Genomic DNA, 16,429 nt, shown 5'->3' with positions numbered 1-16,429 from the left:
ACGTTCGATGGGACGGGCCGGGACGGCAAGCCGGGGCCGGGGCCCCGGCTTGCAGGGGGCTTAGAAGTACTGGCTGTAGAGGTCGGTGGTCGGCCAGGTGGTGACCGCGTTGGCGGCCTTGTTGAGCAGCGAGTCGATCTCGGCGTAGCTCTTGCCGGAGGCGTCGTCACGCTGGTTGAACAGCGCGGCGAACGAGATCCCGTCGGAACGGCGGATGAGGACGGTGTACGTGCCCGACAGGCTCCCGGTGTGCCAGGTGTTGCGGCCGCCGGTCACCGGCCGTACCTGCCAGCCGCAGCCGTAGTACCAGCCGTTGGCGTTGACGCCGGTTTCGGGCTCGGCGAACGCCCGCGAGAGCGAGGTGGAGTTCAGCACCGTCCCGGCCGCGTCGAACAGGCCGGCGAAGCGCACCATGTCGACGGCGGTGCCGAGCCAGCCGCCGTGCGCGTCCATGTTCTCCAGGTTGAACGTTCCGTACGGGCCGGGCACGATCGTGCCGGACGCGTCGAACACCGTCGCGGCGGTGTACTGCGAGTTGTAGGGGACCTCGCCGGCGGCCGCGTGCGGCTTCAGCGTGCGGCCGAGCCGCATCCGGGTGATGCCGAGCGGCGTGAGGATCTTCTGCTGGACGTAGTCGCGGTACGGCAGCCCGCCGGCCTTCTCGATGATCAGGCCGAGCAGCATGTACCCGTAGTTGCTGTAGGCGTAGGTGCTGCCGGGCGCGTGGTCGAGCGGGCGGCCGGTGGTGTGGGCGGCGATGTTCGCCTTGGTGATCGGCAGCGGGACACCGAGCGCCCTGGAGATCGTGAAGTTGGAGAACATCGGGTCGGCCGAGATGCCGCTGTCCCAGCCGCCGGTGTGCTGGAGCAGCCGCCGGACGGTGACCTGGCCCAGCCGCGGGTCCGCCGTGCCGCCGGCGGGCGGGGCGAGCGCCAGCAGGCTGGTGACCGGCGCGTCCAGGCTGAGCTTCCCGTCCTGGACGAGCTTCAGCACGGCCGCCGCCGTCACGGGCTTGGAGAGGCTGGCCAGCCGGAACAGCGACGTCGGCGAGGTGGAGAGCGCGGTGTCGTCCGACCAGGTGTAGCCGCGGGCGGCCAGCAGCCTGCCCTTGCGCACGACCGCCAGGGACCCGCAGGAGACGCCGCGTTCCTGCATGAACGTCTTCATCGTGGTGTCGAAGCCGCCGAGCCCCGTTCCGAGGCGGCCGGTGACCTTCCATGTCCGGGCGGCCGCGTGGGCCTGCCCGTACCCGGGAATCAGGACGGCCCCGCCCAGGCCGAGTCCGGCGATCCGGCCGAAGTCGCGCCTTGAGATCTCGTTCCGCATGGGTCGTCCTCCCGGGGAGCGTCGCTCTTGCCGGTGCAATCTAACGCACAAGTGGATCTTGTACGCATTCGCCGCGGCCTCCGTTCCGATGCGGGTGGCGCGGCCCGTACTCCACGGACGGCGTCAGCGGGCGGTGATGAAGAGGCCGTCCTGGGGGTCGTCGCCGGAGGTGCCGTCATCGTGGATCGAGCCGACGCCGAGCATGGTGCCGGTGCCCGGGACGTTGGCGATGTTCGCGAGCGTGGTGCGGTTCTCCGGGGTGGAGGGCTGGACGACGGCGGTCCACTTTCCGGCCCGGTGGTTGACCAGCTTCTCGCCGGCCACCATCCAGACGCCGCCGTGCCCGTCGGGAGCGGGCCGGTCGAGCCAGAGGCCGTAGGCGGGCATGGCGACCCGGCTCCATGCCTTGCCGTTCCAGCGCAGGGCGAACGAGCGGTAGAGGTCGTCGCCGTCCGGGTCGTCCTTGTAGACCTCGGCGCCGACGGCCCACACGTTGCCGGGGCCGAGCTGCACGATGCCGCCGAAGTGGCCGGGCGCCGAGAACGGCAGGGGCGAGGCGTTCCACACTTTGCCGTTCCAGCGCCAGATCCGCGGCCGGAACTCGGTGTCGATGCCGGTGGCCCAGCCGCTGGTGGCCGAGGTGACGTGCAGGGAACCGATGCGCCGCATTCCGGGGACGTCGACGGCGCGCCAGGCGGTGCCGTCGAAGTGCTGGAGCCGGTCCCCGCCGGTGGCCCACACGTCCGTCGGCGATACGGCGTCGACGGCGTTCAGCTCGTCGCCGTCCAGGACGGTGAAGGCGCGCCAGCTCGTGCCGTTCCAGTGGAACGCCTTGCCCGAGGGCCCCGCCCAGTCCCGCCCGAACGCCCACACGTCGGTGTCGGAGGACGCGTCCACGTGCTCCAGGGTCACGTCGAGCGCGCCGGGGACGGCGAGGCGCTGCCACGTGCCGCCGTTCCAGCGGTAGACGAGTCCGGGCATGGCGCCGGTGGCGTGGTCGGAGTGCCCGCCGACCGCCCAGGCGCTGCCCGCCCTGGTGGCCACCACGTCGTTCATCAGGTCGAAGACCGGGATGCGGGTCTGGGAGGTGATGCTCCACTTCTGGACCGGCGGCGGCGCGGCCGCGGCGGTGCCGGGCGCGGCGATCGACGCGGACAGGGCGAGCATCGAGACGGATGCCGTCCATCGGAAGTTCAAGATATGGCCCTTTCCCCGATGCGGAACGTACACATGGTGGGACGGGGCCGATCAGAACCCGGTTGACCTCTGCGGTTGTCCCCATCCGGAAGGGCCGCCGTGTGATCGCTCGACCGCCCTCGCACGTCGGCGGATTCTCGTCGAGCCTCGCGCGGTTTCACCTGGGACGTGTTCGCGGGCCGCCCTCGTTGTGGCCGGCCGGGCCGCCCTGCGGGACCCCCGCCACCCGGACGCCCAAGCCGCCGAACACGCCACAGCACCGGCGGCGCCTTCGAGATGACACCCTCGCCCAGCCCTCCGCCGCGCCTCACCAGGGCTAGTGAGCGGAACCGGGGCGACAGCGAGGTGGGCGGCCTCTCAGGCATCGCGTTTCCGCAGGAGCAGGCCGCCGAGCAGCAGGGCCGCGAGTGCCCAGGCGCTCAGTACGCCCAGTCCTTCCCAGGGGGAGAGCGGGAGGGCGGCGAGGTCGGTGGTGGCCTGGACGGCGAGGCCGGCGTTCATGGGGGAGACCTGCCACAGCAGGCGCCGCCAGCCGTCGTCGGAGACGAGGAGGATGAGTCCGGGGAAGAGGTAGAGCAGTCCCAGGACGGCGGCGATGGCGGTGGCGGAGTCCCGTATCGCGGTGGCGACGCCCAGGCTCAGCAGGGCGATGAGCGCCAGGTACAGGATCGAGCCGATGGCGGCGCGGAGCATGGAGCCGCTGGTGAGCACATCGGCAGGGAAGCCGTTGTGCAGCAGGATGGGGCGGGTGGCCAGTACGGAGGCGAGCACGGCGACGCTCGCGGCGCCCAGGATGAGGGCGGCCAGGAGGGCCGCCTTGGCGGCCAGTACGCCGGTACGGTCCGGCATGGCCGCCAGGGTGAGGCGGATCATGCCGGAGCCGTACTCGCCGGTGATCGCCAGTACCGCCAGGACGGCGACGAGCGACTGGCCGGCCTGCACGCCGAAGAGGCTGATCTCCGCGGGGTCGTAGCCGCAGGTCCCGGTGTCGCAGGAGACGAGGGCGGACGCGGCGCAGCCGGTGAGGACGGTCAGCGCGACGATCGCGAGAAGCAGCCGACCGGTCGCCGGCAGCGTGCGCAGTTTCGTCCATTCGGCGTGCAGCGTCGCCCTCGCCGGGCGTGCGGGCCGGGGCGGGCTCATGCGTCCCTCCGGCGGAGGCGCGCGGCGGCCAGGCCGGCGGCGAGGGCGGCGTAGGCGGCCAGGACGGCGAGCCCGGCCGCGGGTGGCAGCGGGTAGAAACCGGCGATCGGCGAGTAGTGGCCGAGTACGTGGGGGTACTCGGGGATGCTCTGCTGGACGGCGAAGGCGGCCGCCGGGGTCACGCGCAGCAGCCACTGCGCCGCGCCGTCGGGCAGGATCGAGGTGGTCGCGAGGACGTGCGGCACGACGATCGCCGCGATGGCGGTGACGACGGCCGCGATGGCGTGCCGCAGCAGCGCGCCCAGGGCCAGGGCCAGCACCGCGGCCAGCGCGAACAGTGCCGCCATGCCGACCACGATGCGCACCTGGGTGAGCAGGGGCGCGGGCAGGACGGCGTTGCCGTTGGCGCGCAGGATCCGTCCGCCGGCCACGAGGGTGACCGCGGTGGCGGGCAGCGTGGCCGCGAAGGTGACCAGGCCGAGCGCGAGGGCCTTGGCCGCCAGCGCCCGGCCGCGCCGGGGAGCGGCCAGCAGCGTGGTGCGGACGAGGCCGTGCCGGTACTCGGCGGCGGCGAACACGACCGCCACGACGATCACCAGGATCAGCCCGATCGGCGCGCCGCCGAGCGGGGCCTCGACCGTCATCCCCTCCGTGGCCGGCGCGATGTCGCCGACCCCGGTCACGGCGACGGCGCCGCCGGACCGTACGGCGCGGCCGGGATGGTGGGGCGCCCCGCCGGGTCCGATCGTGACGCCGATGTCGTCGTCGCGCCAGGTGCCCGGTGCGGTACCCGCCACCGCGACCCGGTCGAACGTGCCGGTGGTCTCGGTGAAGCGCTCAGCGGCGACGGTCCCGCCGAGGTCCCCCCGCGTGACGGTCAGGTCGCCGGGGGAGGTCGCGAACAGGCCGATGCGGACGCTGCGCGGCAGCCCGGCCAGGGACGCGGTGCCGATCCGGCTCCAGGTGCGGCCGTCGGCGGACTCGTACCCGGTGAGCGTGTCGCCGGAGCGGGCCAGCCGCAGCCACAGCGGCGACCGGTCGGAGGCGTCGCGGTGACCGCCGGCCATGTCGTGGGTGAAGTCGTACTGCATGCGCACGCCGTGCTCGCCGGTCATCATCACCGCCGCGTACGGCGCGCCCTGCCGGGTGCTCTCCTTGATCATGACGCCGGCCTTGGCCCACGGCACCAGCCCGGCCTCCACGTTGCGTTCGCCGGCGTTGACGTCGGGTCTGCGTATCCGGCCGGTCATGGAGGTGAGGCGTACGGTGATGGCGCCGTCGCCGGTGAGCGCGCGGTGCACGAAGTAGAACTTGTCGTTCACCGCCTCGCCGGTCGGCGTGGTCGGCGGCGGCGGGCAGGCGACCTCGACGGGGCCGGCGCCGCAGGAGGAGTGGCTGCCGGACGCCGAGAACAGCCCGAGCCCCACGGTGACCAGCGCCGCCGCGATGACGGCGGCCACCCAGCCGCGCACCGTCCGGAACTTGGTCCACTCGGCGTGCAGGAGCCGGCCGAACTCGCGTCCGGCCTTGGCGCCGGTCCCGTGCGGAACGGTGCTCATCGTTCCGCTCCCCGGTACTCGACGGCGTCGCCGGTGAGGTCCATGTACGCCTGCTCCAGGGTCGCCCGGTGCGTCGCCACCTCGGAGAACGGCACCGCGCCGGAGTTGAGCGCGGCCACGATCCGTTCGGCGGGCAGCCCGGTGACGACGAGGGTGCCGTGACCGGACGGCCGCGCGGTGGCGCCGGCGCGGTCCAGCACCGGCATCGCCGCGGCGGGCGCGGGCGTCCGCAGCGTGACCCGGCCGCGGGAGGCGGCCGCGATCAGCTCGTCGACGCCGGTGTCGGCGATCACGCGGCCCCTGCCGATAACCACGAGATGGTCGGCGGTGCCCTCCAGTTCCCGCATCAGATGGCTGGACAGCAGCACGGCGCGCCCCTCGGCGGCCAGCGACCGCAGCAGGCGGCGCATCCACACGATGCCTTCGGGGTCGAGGCCGTTGACGGGCTCGTCCAGGATCAGTGCGGGCGGGTCCCCGAGGAGGGCGGCGGCGATGCCGAGCCGCTGCCGCATGCCCAGGGAGAAGCCGCCCGCTCTGCGCCGGGCCGCCGCCCGCATCCCGACCTGGTCGAGCACCTCGTCCACCCTCCTGGACGGCAGCCCTTGAGAATGGGCCAGCCACAGCAGGTGGTTCCGCGCGGTACGGCTCGGCTGCAGCGCCCCGGCGTCCAGGAGCGCCCCGACATGACGCAGCGGCGCGCGCAGGCTCCCGTACGGCCGGCCGCCGATCAGCGCATGTCCCTCGTCGGCCGCGTCGAGGCCCAGGATCACTCGCATCGCGGTGGACTTGCCCGCCCCGTTCGGCCCGACCAGCCCGGTGACCCGGCCTGCCCTGACGGTGAACGACATCCCGTCCAGCGCCGTGGTCGCCCCGAACCGTTTCCGCAGCCCGCCGACTTCGATGATCTCTCGCATGCGGTCGGTTCTACGGGCCCGCCGCTAAAACAGCCCGAACGGAGGCCGTCACATGGCTGTTAGGTCCGGCGCGGCATCCTTGGAGCCATGAGAACGTGGCGACGCCGGAGGCACACCGTACGAGTGCGCCTCACCGTCCTGTACGGGGGCATGTTCCTGCTGTCGGCCGCCGGGCTGCTGGTCATCACCAACGCCATCGGGTTGAGCGGGACGAGAACGAGCGAGTCCGCGCCCGCCGCCGTACCGCCTGCCGGACCGGCCATGCCGGCCGCCACCGCCCACCGCATCGCGGCGCTTCAGGCCCAGCTGTCCGACGCCCAGGCCGCGCAGTCGCGCCAGCTCCTGATCGCCTCGGCGGTGGCGCTGGCGGTCATGGGCCTGGTGGCGATCGTGCAGGGCCGGGTCGTCGCCGGACGGGTGCTGCGCCCGCTGCGGACGATCACCGCGGCGACCCGCCGGATCACCGCCGACAACCTGAACGAGCGGCTGGCCGTGCCGGGCCCCGACGACGAGGTCAAGGACCTCGCCGATACCATCGACGGCCTGCTGGAACGGCTGGAGGACTCCTTCTCCGCGCAGCGCCGGTTCGTGGCCGACGCCTCCCACGAGCTGCGCACCCCGCTGGCCACCATGCGGGCCTCGCTGGACGTGGCCCTGGCCAAGCCCGGGCCCGTACCGGCGCAGACCAGCGCGCTGGCCGGCCGGCTCCGTACCGAACTCGACCAGATCGACCGCCTCCTCGAAGGGCTGCTCTCCCTCGCCCGCGCGCAGCACGCCTCTCCGGCCGGCCGCGCGCCGCTCGCGCTCGGGGACCTGGCGGCCGAGGCGCTGGACGCCAGGGCGGCCGCCATCGCCGCCAAGGGACTCACCGTCGACTCCGCGGGCCTCACCGGCGGCGGCGCGTGGACGCGGGGGGACGGCACCCTCCTGGCCCGCATGGTCGGCAACGTGATCGACAACGCCGTCGTCCACAACGACGGCGGCGGCTGGATCCGGCTCGCCGCCACCAGCGACGGCGCGACGGCCGAACTCGTCGTGGAGACCGGCGGGCGCGTCCTGGACCAGGAGCAGGTGGACCGGCTGGCCATGCCCTTCCAGCGGCTCGCCGCCGACCGTACCGGTTCCGCCGACGGGTCCGGGCTGGGCCTGTCGATCGTCGCGGCCGTCGCCACGGCGCACGGCGGCGCCCTGCGGCTGCGGGCCCGGCCGGAAGGGGGCCTCACCGTCGCCATCGCCCTGCCCACGGCCGGGGCCGGGGTGCCGGCGTGAGGGTGCTGGTGGTCGAGGACGCCCGTTCCCTGGCCGGCGTGCTGGCCGAAGGGCTGAGCGATCAGGGCATGGCCGTGGACGTGGCGTACGACGGCCTCGAAGCCGCCGCCAAGCTCGACCTCAACGCCTACGAGGTGGTCGTCCTCGACCGGGACCTGCCCGGCATCCACGGCGACACGCTGTGCCAGATGATCACCGACCGCGATGACCGTCCCATGGTGATCATGCTCACCGCCGCCGGTTCACCGGTCGACCGGGTCACGGGCCTGACCCTGGGCGCCGACGACTACCTGGCGAAACCGTTCCATTTCCCCGAACTGGTGCTGCGCGTCCGCTCCCTGGCCCGCCGCCGCCCCTCCGCCCGGCCCCGGACGCTGCGCGCGGCGGGCATCGAACTCGACCCGGCGCGCCGTACCGCCACCCGCGACGGCCGCCACCTGGACCTGTCGGTCAAGGAGTTCGCCCTGCTCGAAGCCCTCCTCCACGCCGCCCCCGCCTTCCTCAGCACCGAGGACCTGCTCGAACGGGTCTGGGACGAGCACGCGAACCCGATGACCAACACCGTCACGGTCACCATCGGCCGCCTCCGCCGCAAACTGGGCGACCCGCCGATCATCACCACCACCCCCGGAGCCGGCTACCGGATCACGCCGCCCCCGTCCCCGCCCCCGGAAACCTGAGAGCGAACGGCGGCCGGGCTCGGTGACGTTCCCCGCAGGGCGGCCGTGCCCAGGATGGTCGCCGAGATGAGAATCGCGTTGCCGACACGGTGCCCACCGGGACTGTCCGTCATGCGGGAGCGGTACTCGCCGGATCCTTCCGGCGCCCCTCGCACGCTCCTCCATCCGGAAGGGACCGTATGTCGGAGAACCTGATCAACCGCCGCAAGCTCCTCACCATGGGCGCGGTGGCCGCCGGAGGCGTTCTGGCGCTTCCTCTCGGCCGGTCCGAGGCCAGGGCCGCGTCCCCGGCCCGCGCCTCCGCCCGCCGTGACGCGGCCACGTGGGAGAACATCATCGAGAAGTCCTCCTTCAGCAGCACCACGGCTTTCAGCCGGGAATGGGAGTACGGCTACCCCTGGGGCGACACCCACAATGGCGCCGCCCGGATGCGCGACGGCAAGGTCTCGGTCTCCGGTGGCGTGCTGACCCTGACGTCGACCCGGCTGAGCCAGCCCGACGGAAGGAGCGAGAGCGAGCCGCTCGCGCCGCTCTGGTACCACTCCGGCGCCGTCCACGCCAAAGAGTCGATCCTCGTCAACGACCAGTTCCCGGAGTACGACATCGAGGGCGAGTTCCGCACCCGGACCGGGCTGGGCATCTGGCCCGCCTTCTGGACCACCGGCATCGGGGACGACTGGCCCCCGGAGAGCGACATCCTCGAATACGTCGGCGACTCCACGAACCTGTTCAACACCTGGACCAAGGAGGCCGGTACGGAGGAGCCCGCGGACCGCTACGAACTCAGCGGTCACGACCCCGGCGAGTGGCACACCTACCGCGTCTGGATGGAGAAGCAGGGCGAGGACGTCCTGCTCGACTACTACTTCGACGGAGACTTCCAGGCTTCCCACGTGGGCGTCGGCTGGGCCGGCGTACCGCAGCGCCTGATCATCAACTTGCAGATGGGGGGCTGGGCCTCGGGCATCGGCAAGGACCACCCCGACTTCGAGCGGCAGCCGGGCCCTTCCGGCGACACCACGTTCCAGGCACGCAACGTGTGGTTCGGCCGGACGCGGAACTGGTAGGGATTCCATCGCAGCGGAACGCCTGACCGGCACGCGGCTCACCCCGGTCCTCCCGCGCCTATCCTGGCGGCGGATCGGTGGAGGGTGGCATGCGTCATGACGACCCGGGCGCGCCGAGCCGGCCCGGGCCGGGCGCCGAGAACGCCCACGGGCCGCTGGCCGCGCTCGTCCGGGAGATCGAGGCGGTGGACTGGGCGACGGTCCCCGGCCGGGCCGGCTGGTACGAGCCCGAACGCGCCGTGGCCGGACTGCGCGACCTGGCCGCCGCGACCGGCGGCCTCGCGGCCGCCAAGGCGTTCTCCCTCCTGGAGGGTGGCGGGATCCTGCACGGCCACAGCGGAGCGGTGCTGCCCGCGGCGGCGGTGGCGGCGCCGTTCCTGCTCGGCATCGCCGAGCACGGCGGGCCGGCGGCGCGGCGGGCCGCCGTCGGGTTGCTGGAGGAATCGCTGGCCTACGACCCGTTCGACGGCTACACCAGGATCGACACGCCGCAGGCGTGCGGCGTCCCGCTGTGCTGTGCCGTCGCCGGGCACGTCCGCGCGCGCATCGGCGCGCCGGCGGCTCTCGGGAGGGACGCCCGGGACCTGCTGGCCATGGCCGGCGAGCATTGGCGCTTCACCGTCCGGGAGCTGGCCGCCGACGGCACCGACATGATCGCTTCCGGTGTGCTCGACGGCGCGTTCCCCACCGGCCGGCACCCGGTCGAGCTGCACGACGGCCGCCGGATCGTCCCGCTGGACGGGGCGGTCCTGGAGTACCCGCCGGACGATGCCACCGGCGAGGCGTTCCTGCGGCTCGCCGGCATCCCCGCGGACCGGGTCCGGACCGGCGCTGCTCTCTTCCCAGGGGCCTGCGGCCGGCGGGTGCACTGAGGGCGATGCCGGACCGGCCGGTACGGCCGGGCCAGGCCCGACTCGTGCTGGGCGATATGGACAACAGCAGCGGGCAGCCAACTCGCGCGGCCGTCGTTGGTTCCTGCGGAGGGCCCTGATCGCTGCGACCGTTGGCGTACTGCCTGGGGACGCGCCGGACGGTCGCCCCAGCGAAAACGTCGCAACGCTCCTGATCGAGGCCAGAGCCGATCAGCTCGATGGCCCAGCCCCCGGGGCGACCCACCCTTTCTCCATGCGCATAAGGCTATGAGCTGCGCGTATGTACGTGAGTCGGGCATTGCTGGGCTGTCCTGGACCCGGGGCATCCCCTCAGCGGCACGGTGCTGGAGTTGGCCACGCGGCTGCGGGAGCTTGCCGATCCGCGCCAGCGGCGCCGCATGGTGGACGCCCACCTGCACTGGCTGATGGGCGCCGCCTGGGAGATCCCGGCCACCGTCCGCCGCCCCCGTCCCAGCGTCAACGACTACCTGCTCACCCGGATGATGTACGTCGCCTCCGCCGCCGTGCTGACCTGGGTGCAGGTCAGCGAACCCGACGTCATCGACGACACCGAGATCACCAGCCGCCCCGTCCGCGCCCTCACCGAAATGGCCGGCGCCGTCCGCACCATCGGCGCCATCACCGACAGCCCTGCCGCCACCGGCCCGCCCGGCATCCCCACGATCGACTGGTGGTGGGCCTGACAGGTCTCAGCCTCGGCAACGAGGTTCGGTTGCCCGGCCGGCCTGAGAGCGCCACAGGCCGGCCCCAGGCGCCACAGGCGATGATCACCCGGAAGGGCGGTCGGCTCAGGGCGGCATATCGTCCGCGTATCGAAAATCGCATACGTGCTGACAACACGGCGCTGTCTTGACTTGAGTCATGCCCTCCAGCGAATTGGGTTCGACCTACAGCGAAGCGACCACGGACCGTCCCGCCCGAACGGTGGCCGAGCCGTTTTCCTCGGCCGTCCCGACGACGGGACTCGCGGTCTTCGGATGCGGCCAGGACGAAGCCGGCTTGTTCCAGGAGACGGGGGCGCGCCTCGGATTGTCGCTCACCATCACCGAGGCGGCCGCCTGCGAGACCAACGCTGAACTGGCACGCGGCAACCGGTGCGTCAGCGTGAACCACAAGACCCGGGTCACCAATCCCACGCTTCTGTCGCTCAGCGAGACCGGTGTGGAATACATCTGCACCAGAAGCGTCGGCTACGACCACATCGACCTGGAGTACGCCGAGCGCGTCGGCATCTCGGTCGGCAACGTCGCCTACTCACCGGACAGCGTGGCCGACTACACGCTGATGCTGATGCTCATGGCGGTGCGCCACGCGAAATCCACCATCCGCCGCGCCGACGCTCATGACTACCGGCTGAGCGACGCTCGCGGCAAGGAACTGCGGGACCTGACCGTCGGGGTGGTCGGAACGGGCCGCATCGGCACAGCGGTCATCGACCGGCTGCGAGGCTTCGGCTGCCACGTGCTGACCCACGACAACCGAGCCCACGCCTCAGCCGGCCACGTGCCGCTCGACGAACTGATCGAACTGAGCGACATCGTGACGCTCCACACCCCGCTCACGGCGGACACCCGCCATCTCCTCGATCGCCGTCGCATCGAGCGGATGAAGCCCGGGGCGTACATCGTCAACACGGGTCGCGGACCGCTGCTCGACACCCAGGCCCTCCTCGCCGCGCTGGAGAGCGGCCGGCTGGGCGGCGCGGCACTGGACGTCCTCGAAGGCGAGGAAGGCGTCTTCTACGCCGACTGCCGGAACAGGCATCTCGGGAACGAGGCCCTGGTGCGACTGCAGCGCCTGCCGAATGTGCTGATCAGTCCCCACTCCGCCTACGACACCGACCACGCACTGAAAGACATCGTCGAGAACACCCTCACCAACTGCCTGAACTTCGAGAGCGGGAGAACAGCATGAGCAGATTGAAGGTCGGCGTCATCTTCGGAGGCGCGGGCGAGGAACATCCCGTCTCCATCAAGTCGGCGCGCGAGGTGGCGAGGAACCTCGACACCGAGAAGTACGAGCCGCTGTGGATCGGCATCACGGCCGGCGGCGTTTGGAAACTGTGCGATGGCCCCGCGGCGGACTGGGAGAACGGCAGCGCCCGTCCCGTCACGCTGTCTCCCGACCGAAGCGTGCACGGTCTGCTGGTCATGGGGCAGGAGGGCTACGAGACGGTGCGCCTCGACCTCGTCTTCCCCGTACTTCACGGCAAGCTCGGCGAAGACGGCGCGATCCAGGGCCTGCTGGAGCTCTCCGGCATCCCCTATGTCGGCTGCGGCATCCAGGGCTCGGCCGTGTGCATGGACAAATCCCTGGCTTACACCGTCGCCAGAAGCATGGGGATCGCCACGCCCAACTTCCGGGTCGTCGCGGAGAACGAGAAGGTCGATCCCGGCGGCCTTCGGTATCCCGTTTTCGTGAAGCCGGCCCGTTCGGGCTCCTCGTTCGGCGTCAGCCGAGTCACCGACGAGAACGAGCTGGCGAGCGCGCTGAGCGCGGCGCGGCAGTACGACTCGAAGGTCTTGATCGAGGAGGCCGTGGCCGGGAGCGAGATCGGCTGCGCGGTCCTCGAAGAGCCGTTCGGCCTGGTCACCGGCGAGGTGGACCGCGTCGACCTCGCGCACGGATTCTTCAGGATCCACCAGGAGGACTCGCCCGAGACCGGATCGGAGAACTCGACGTTCATCGTTCCCGCCGACATCTCCGGCGACTCGCGCTGGCTTGTCCAGGAGGCCGCCGAGACCATCTACCGCGCCCTGGGCTGCAAGGGACTCGCCCGCGTCGACATGTTCCTCACCGACGACGGACAGGTGGTGCTCAACGAGGTCAACACCATGCCCGGCCTGACGTCCTACAGCCGCTACCCACGGATGATGGCCGCCGCGGGATTGCCGCTGTCCGACGTGATCGACCGGCTTATCTCGGTGACATTGCACGGAAAGCAGCGATGAACGACGACTTCGTCTACGTCGACGAATGGGTGCCGGGCGTCCGCTGGGACGCCAAGTACGCCACCTGGGACAACTTCACCGGCAAACCGGTGGACGGCTATCTCGCGAATCGCATCGTCGGCACCCGGTCCCTGTGCGCGGCCCTGGAGCAGGCACGCGAGAAGGCGGCCTCCCTCGGCTTCGGGCTGCTTCTCTGGGACGGGTATCGCCCCCAGCGCGCCGTCGACTGCTTCCTGCGCTGGTCGGAACAGCCCGAGGACGGCCGGACCAAACCGCGGCACTACCCGAACATCGACCGCGGCGAGATGTTCGAGCACGGATATGTGGCCGCGAGGTCGGGCCACAGCAGGGGCGGCGCCGTCGACCTGACCCTCTATCACCTTGCCACCGGTGAGCTCGCCCCCATGGGCGGCGGTCACGACCTCATGGACCCGATCTCACGTCATCGAGCCCGCGGGATCACGCCGACCGAGGCCCGGAACCGTGAGCATCTCCGCTCCGTCATGGAGAGCTGCGGATTCGATCGGTACGACTGCGAATGGTGGCACTACACGCTGAGGAACGAGCCCCATCCCGATGCCTACTTCGACTTCCCCATCACATGACCGGAGTCTCCGGTGCGTCTCGCAGTGGGGACATCTGGAACGCAACGACGACGTCGTCATGCGGCGCACCGGCCTGTCGGGGCTGGAGGTCTTCTTGGGCGGCGCCGTCCCATCGCGACTGCACGACTGGGCCTCCGACGGATACCGCTCAAGCGAGGAGTACCTGTTCTGGTCCCGCAAGGTCTGCGGCCTGGCGTGCCTGCAGTCGCTGCTCCAGGGCTGGACCGACATCCGGCTGTCGATGGGCGAGCTGCTCGCGCTGGCCCTCGACTGGGGCTGCTACGTGGTGGAGCCCTCCAGCAAGGTCCACGGACTCATCTACCGGCCGTTCATGGCCTGGGCCGGCTCACAGTTCGGTTTCCACTGCGAACTGGTCGAGCACACGCCCATTCACGTATCCAGCCGAGAGGTGCGGCCCGGGCAGGTCCTGATCGCGTCGGTGTCACCCGAGATCCGCGACCCGAACACCCGCGCGCCCCGCCGTGGAGGCCACCTCGTGCTGGTCTATGCGGCCGATGACGGTGTGGTGCGGTTCCATAACCCGTCGGGCTATTCACACAATTCAGACTCTGCGTCATTGCCCATGCAGGTATTCGAGCAATTTCACGCGAACCGCGGAATCCTGATCAGAGCGACGTCCTGATGCCGGGCGAGCCGCCACCGCGGCTTCGCCGGCCAGGCTGGAATCTCGTCCCGCTTCCTACGGGACCTGCCGAGCCGTCGCGGGTAGCCGTACCGTGACGCGGAGCCCGCCGTCCGCGCGTGGGGTGAGCGAGAGCGTTCCGTCGTGCGCCTGGGTGATGCTCTTGGCGATCGCCAGGCCGAGGCCGGCGCCCACGTGGTCGCCGCGGATGCGTTCCGTGCCGCGCTGGAACGGCTCGGTGAGGGTGGAGACCATGTGCGGGTTGAGCTTGTCGCCGGTGTTCTCGACCGTGAGCACGGCGGCCTGGGGACCGGCGGTGGTGCCGACCCGAACGGTGCCGTTCTCGGGCAGGTTGTGGACGATCGCGTTGTGCAGGAGATTCGTGGTCAGCTGCAGCAGAAGCGCGTGGGACCCGACGGCCGGGGTGACGTCCCCGGAGGTCTCGACGACGACGCCGTGCTTCTCGGCGAGCGGGAGGAGCGTTTCGGTGGCCTCCTCCGCGATGAGCGACAGATCGACGTCATCTCGGGCGAAGGAGCCCCGGTCGGCGCGGCTGAGCAGCAGCAGTGCCTCGGTGAGGTCGATCGCTCGGGCGTTGACGACGCGGAGGCGTTCATCGAACTCGCTGCTTTCCCGGCTCGGATCGTTGCGGGCGACGTCGAGCATGGTCTGCATGATCGCAAGTGGAGTGCGCAGCTCATGGGAAGCGTTGGCGGCGAAGCGCCGCTGTTCGGCGACATGCGCTTCGAGCCGCGCGAGCATGCCGTCGAAGGCGTCGGCGAGCTCCCGGAACTCGTCCTTGCGCCCCTCCAGCTCGATCCGGTGAGAGAGCGACCCTCCCGCGGCCGTGCGCGCGGCATCGGTGATGCGGTTCAGCGGGACCAGCATCCGCCCGGCGAGAAGCCACCCTCCGGCGAGACCGAACACCAGCAGGAACGCGAGCACCAGCATCGCGGCCGGGACGAAGACGGTCGGGCCGAAGTTGCTCGGGTGGAAGACGCGGAGGAAGTCGGACAGCGCGGGGACGTACAGGCCGTTCGACCTTCCTCGCAGGAGGAACGCCCACACGGCGGCGAGCAGCAGGGTGCCCGCGATCATGAGGAATCCGGCATAGCTGAGAGTGAGCTTGAGGCGGACGCTCAACCCGGGCGTCCTATCCACGTCCGCCTCCCTCGCCCGCGGCTCCCGGCCCTGTGCCGTCCAGCCGGTCCGCAGCGGTGAGCATCAGGATCGGCATGCCGCTGCCCGACGCGACGATGCGTCCGGCGACCTCGTCGCCGGAGGGCCCGGGGATGTCGCGGTCGAGGACGGCGATGTCGGCTGCGATCGCCTCCAGGCGCAGTCCATTGCGGATGGCCTCGGCCATGTAGGGCTCATCTCCTCGACATCCAGCACACGCATGCTCTCGATCGTAGGAGCGGGGGGATATCGCCGGCGTATCGAAACCTGCTCGGGGGGCTGCTGGGTGTTCAAAGGTCTGTGATCAGTTCTACCCAGGTGTTCCCGGGGTCGTCGGGGTCGATCGCGGGGTCGATGATCGCCGCCGCTCTGATGACGGCTCGTTCGCAGCGCTGGATGCGGTCGAAGTGGGCCTCGTACTCTTCGAGGGACCGGGCATCGACCGGTTCCTGCTCGTCGAGTTCGCGTAGGAGTCGGACGGCGGCTCGCCATCGCCAGGCCAGTTCCACGAGGCAGGACACGGTGGAGTTGATGAAGATGACCGACGGCCCGTAGTAGCCGGCGTAGTGGTCGCGCAGATCAGGATGGAGATCCTCCGTGGTCAACGGTGCCTTGCGGAGGCCGAGAACACGGCCGGTTCCGGCGACGGCTCCCATGATCGGTGTGAGCTCGTGCGACCCCCAGCGGCCGAGCCGGTAAAGCCGCTGGTCCGCTGTGATCAGGCGGCCTTCGATGTCGCCGGCCACGTTGGGCGTCAGTACCGGTTCTGAGACCGTCTGGAAATCGGGCGTCATCAGCAGGTCCACCGGCAGCCCCCATCGGCTGAGGGCCTGGCGATCTGCGGGCGGGACGTCCCATTCCCGGATCGCCGCGGCAGGGGGCAGCGCCTGGTGCTCCCGGCTGACGATGTCACCGATCGGGGCGGCCAGCACGGCCTCCAGACGTTCTTCGATCGACGGCACCTTCGTCCTCCTCCAGACAGAGCCACATTGTGCAGGCCCGG

General features: G+C 71.2%; 16 protein-coding genes and 1 pseudogene. 9 read left to right on the top strand and 8 right to left on the bottom strand.

Features of this window, described 5'->3' with window-relative positions; translation table 11 throughout:
* Nucleotides 1-60: 60 nt before the first annotated feature.
* The 5 genes from ACA361_RS12510 to ACA361_RS12490 all read right to left on the bottom strand — a co-directional run bounded on the left by ACA361_RS12510 (nucleotide 61) and on the right by ACA361_RS12490 (nucleotide 6,139).
* Nucleotides 61-1,326, bottom strand: coding sequence for a serine hydrolase domain-containing protein (locus tag ACA361_RS12510; protein ID WP_375012069.1), 1,266 nt, complete (start codon nucleotides 1,324-1,326; stop codon nucleotides 61-63).
* A 123-nt stretch (nucleotides 1,327-1,449) separates the two neighbouring features.
* A complete protein-coding gene (locus tag ACA361_RS12505) occupies nucleotides 1,450-2,523 on the bottom strand; it encodes a hypothetical protein (RefSeq protein ID WP_375012068.1) in 1,074 nt (357 codons plus the stop codon).
* Nucleotides 2,524-2,880: 357 nt separating this feature from the next.
* Nucleotides 2,881-3,666, bottom strand: coding sequence for an ABC transporter permease subunit (locus ACA361_RS12500; protein WP_375012067.1), 786 nt, complete (start codon nucleotides 3,664-3,666; stop codon nucleotides 2,881-2,883).
* Nucleotides 3,663-5,225, bottom strand: coding sequence for a hypothetical protein (locus ACA361_RS12495; protein WP_375012066.1), 1,563 nt, complete (start codon nucleotides 5,223-5,225; stop codon nucleotides 3,663-3,665). Before ACA361_RS12495 ends, ACA361_RS12500 begins: the two co-directional genes overlap by 4 nt.
* A complete protein-coding gene (locus tag ACA361_RS12490) occupies nucleotides 5,222-6,139 on the bottom strand; it encodes an ATP-binding cassette domain-containing protein (RefSeq protein ID WP_375012065.1) in 918 nt (305 codons plus the stop codon). The genes ACA361_RS12495 and ACA361_RS12490 overlap by 4 nt, the downstream gene beginning before the upstream one ends.
* Before the next feature lie 87 nt (nucleotides 6,140-6,226).
* Between ACA361_RS12490 and ACA361_RS12485 the strand changes: the two genes are divergently transcribed.
* From ACA361_RS12485 to ACA361_RS12445, 9 genes are all read left to right on the top strand, one after another.
* Entirely contained in the window at nucleotides 6,227-7,408 is a 1,182-nt protein-coding gene (locus ACA361_RS12485) for an ATP-binding protein (RefSeq protein WP_375012064.1), read from the top strand.
* Nucleotides 7,405-8,088, top strand: a complete 684-nt coding sequence (locus ACA361_RS12480; protein ID WP_375012063.1) for a response regulator transcription factor — start codon at nucleotides 7,405-7,407, stop codon at nucleotides 8,086-8,088. Before ACA361_RS12485 ends, ACA361_RS12480 begins: the two co-directional genes overlap by 4 nt.
* Before the next feature lie 179 nt (nucleotides 8,089-8,267).
* On the top strand, nucleotides 8,268-9,155 hold the full coding sequence (locus tag ACA361_RS12475; protein ID WP_375012062.1) for a family 16 glycosylhydrolase: 888 nt from the start codon (nucleotides 8,268-8,270) through the stop codon (nucleotides 9,153-9,155).
* A gap of 89 nt (nucleotides 9,156-9,244) precedes the next feature.
* Nucleotides 9,245-10,027 carry a hypothetical protein gene (locus tag ACA361_RS12470; RefSeq protein WP_375012061.1) on the top strand — a complete coding sequence of 261 codons (783 nt, stop codon included), beginning with the start codon at nucleotides 9,245-9,247 and terminating at the stop codon, nucleotides 10,025-10,027.
* A gap of 311 nt (nucleotides 10,028-10,338) precedes the next feature.
* Nucleotides 10,339-10,731 carry a terpene synthase family protein gene (locus ACA361_RS12465; protein WP_375012487.1) on the top strand — a complete coding sequence of 131 codons (393 nt, stop codon included), beginning with the start codon at nucleotides 10,339-10,341 and terminating at the stop codon, nucleotides 10,729-10,731.
* A 178-nt stretch (nucleotides 10,732-10,909) separates the two neighbouring features.
* Complete coding sequence (locus ACA361_RS12460; RefSeq protein WP_375012060.1) at nucleotides 10,910-11,962, top strand: D-isomer specific 2-hydroxyacid dehydrogenase family protein; 1,053 nt, start codon at nucleotides 10,910-10,912, stop codon at nucleotides 11,960-11,962.
* Complete coding sequence (vanA, locus tag ACA361_RS12455) at nucleotides 11,959-12,999, top strand: D-alanine--(R)-lactate ligase (RefSeq protein WP_375012059.1); 1,041 nt, start codon at nucleotides 11,959-11,961, stop codon at nucleotides 12,997-12,999. Before ACA361_RS12460 ends, vanA begins: the two co-directional genes overlap by 4 nt.
* On the top strand, nucleotides 12,996-13,604 hold the full coding sequence (gene vanX, locus ACA361_RS12450) for a D-Ala-D-Ala dipeptidase VanX (RefSeq protein WP_375012058.1): 609 nt from the start codon (nucleotides 12,996-12,998) through the stop codon (nucleotides 13,602-13,604). Before vanA ends, vanX begins: the two co-directional genes overlap by 4 nt.
* 58 nt (nucleotides 13,605-13,662) lie before the next feature.
* A complete protein-coding gene (locus ACA361_RS12445) occupies nucleotides 13,663-14,247 on the top strand; it encodes a hypothetical protein (protein WP_375012057.1) in 585 nt (194 codons plus the stop codon).
* A 57-nt stretch (nucleotides 14,248-14,304) separates the two neighbouring features.
* Here ACA361_RS12445 and ACA361_RS12440 read toward each other — a convergent pair whose 3' ends face one another.
* The 3 genes and pseudogenes from ACA361_RS12440 to ACA361_RS12430 form a co-directional block, all read right to left on the bottom strand.
* On the bottom strand, nucleotides 14,305-15,408 hold the full coding sequence (locus tag ACA361_RS12440; RefSeq protein WP_375012056.1) for a sensor histidine kinase: 1,104 nt from the start codon (nucleotides 15,406-15,408) through the stop codon (nucleotides 14,305-14,307).
* A gap of 22 nt (nucleotides 15,409-15,430) precedes the next feature.
* A pseudogene (locus tag ACA361_RS12435) lies at nucleotides 15,431-15,648 on the bottom strand (response regulator transcription factor); the annotation flags it as partial.
* Nucleotides 15,649-15,716: 68 nt separating this feature from the next.
* Nucleotides 15,717-16,388, bottom strand: a complete 672-nt coding sequence (locus ACA361_RS12430) for an SUKH-4 family immunity protein (RefSeq protein ID WP_375012055.1) — start codon at nucleotides 16,386-16,388, stop codon at nucleotides 15,717-15,719.
* Nucleotides 16,389-16,429: the final 41 nt, after the last annotated feature.

The sequence above is a fragment of the Actinomadura sp. 21ATH genome, from assembly GCF_041951345.1.
Lineage (GTDB): Bacteria > Actinomycetota > Actinomycetes > Streptosporangiales > Streptosporangiaceae > Spirillospora.
The sequence above is the reverse complement of the archived record's forward strand: the minus strand, read 5'-3'. Positions and strand labels throughout refer to the sequence as shown.

What these genes read in the sequence shown, in the direction of transcription:
- ACA361_RS12510 (WP_375012069.1), bottom strand. Translation starts at nt 1,326, where the DNA reads ATGCGGAACGAGATCTCAAGGCGCGACTTCGGCCGGATCGCCGGACTC.
- ACA361_RS12500 (WP_375012067.1), bottom strand. Translation starts at nt 3,666, where the DNA reads ATGAGCCCGCCCCGGCCCGCACGCCCGGCGAGGGCGACGCTGCACGCC.
- ACA361_RS12495 (WP_375012066.1), bottom strand. Translation starts at nt 5,225, where the DNA reads ATGAGCACCGTTCCGCACGGGACCGGCGCCAAGGCCGGACGCGAGTTC.
- ACA361_RS12490 (WP_375012065.1), bottom strand. Translation starts at nt 6,139, where the DNA reads ATGCGAGAGATCATCGAAGTCGGCGGGCTGCGGAAACGGTTCGGGGCG.
- ACA361_RS12485 (WP_375012064.1), top strand. Translation starts at nt 6,227, where the DNA reads ATGAGAACGTGGCGACGCCGGAGGCACACCGTACGAGTGCGCCTCACC.
- ACA361_RS12475 (WP_375012062.1), top strand. Translation starts at nt 8,268, where the DNA reads ATGTCGGAGAACCTGATCAACCGCCGCAAGCTCCTCACCATGGGCGCG.
- ACA361_RS12470 (WP_375012061.1), top strand. Translation starts at nt 9,245, where the DNA reads ATGCGTCATGACGACCCGGGCGCGCCGAGCCGGCCCGGGCCGGGCGCC.
- ACA361_RS12460 (WP_375012060.1), top strand. Translation starts at nt 10,910, where the DNA reads ATGCCCTCCAGCGAATTGGGTTCGACCTACAGCGAAGCGACCACGGAC.
- vanA (WP_375012059.1), top strand. Translation starts at nt 11,959, where the DNA reads ATGAGCAGATTGAAGGTCGGCGTCATCTTCGGAGGCGCGGGCGAGGAA.
- vanX (WP_375012058.1), top strand. Translation starts at nt 12,996, where the DNA reads ATGAACGACGACTTCGTCTACGTCGACGAATGGGTGCCGGGCGTCCGC.
- ACA361_RS12445 (WP_375012057.1), top strand. Translation starts at nt 13,663, where the DNA reads ATGCGGCGCACCGGCCTGTCGGGGCTGGAGGTCTTCTTGGGCGGCGCC.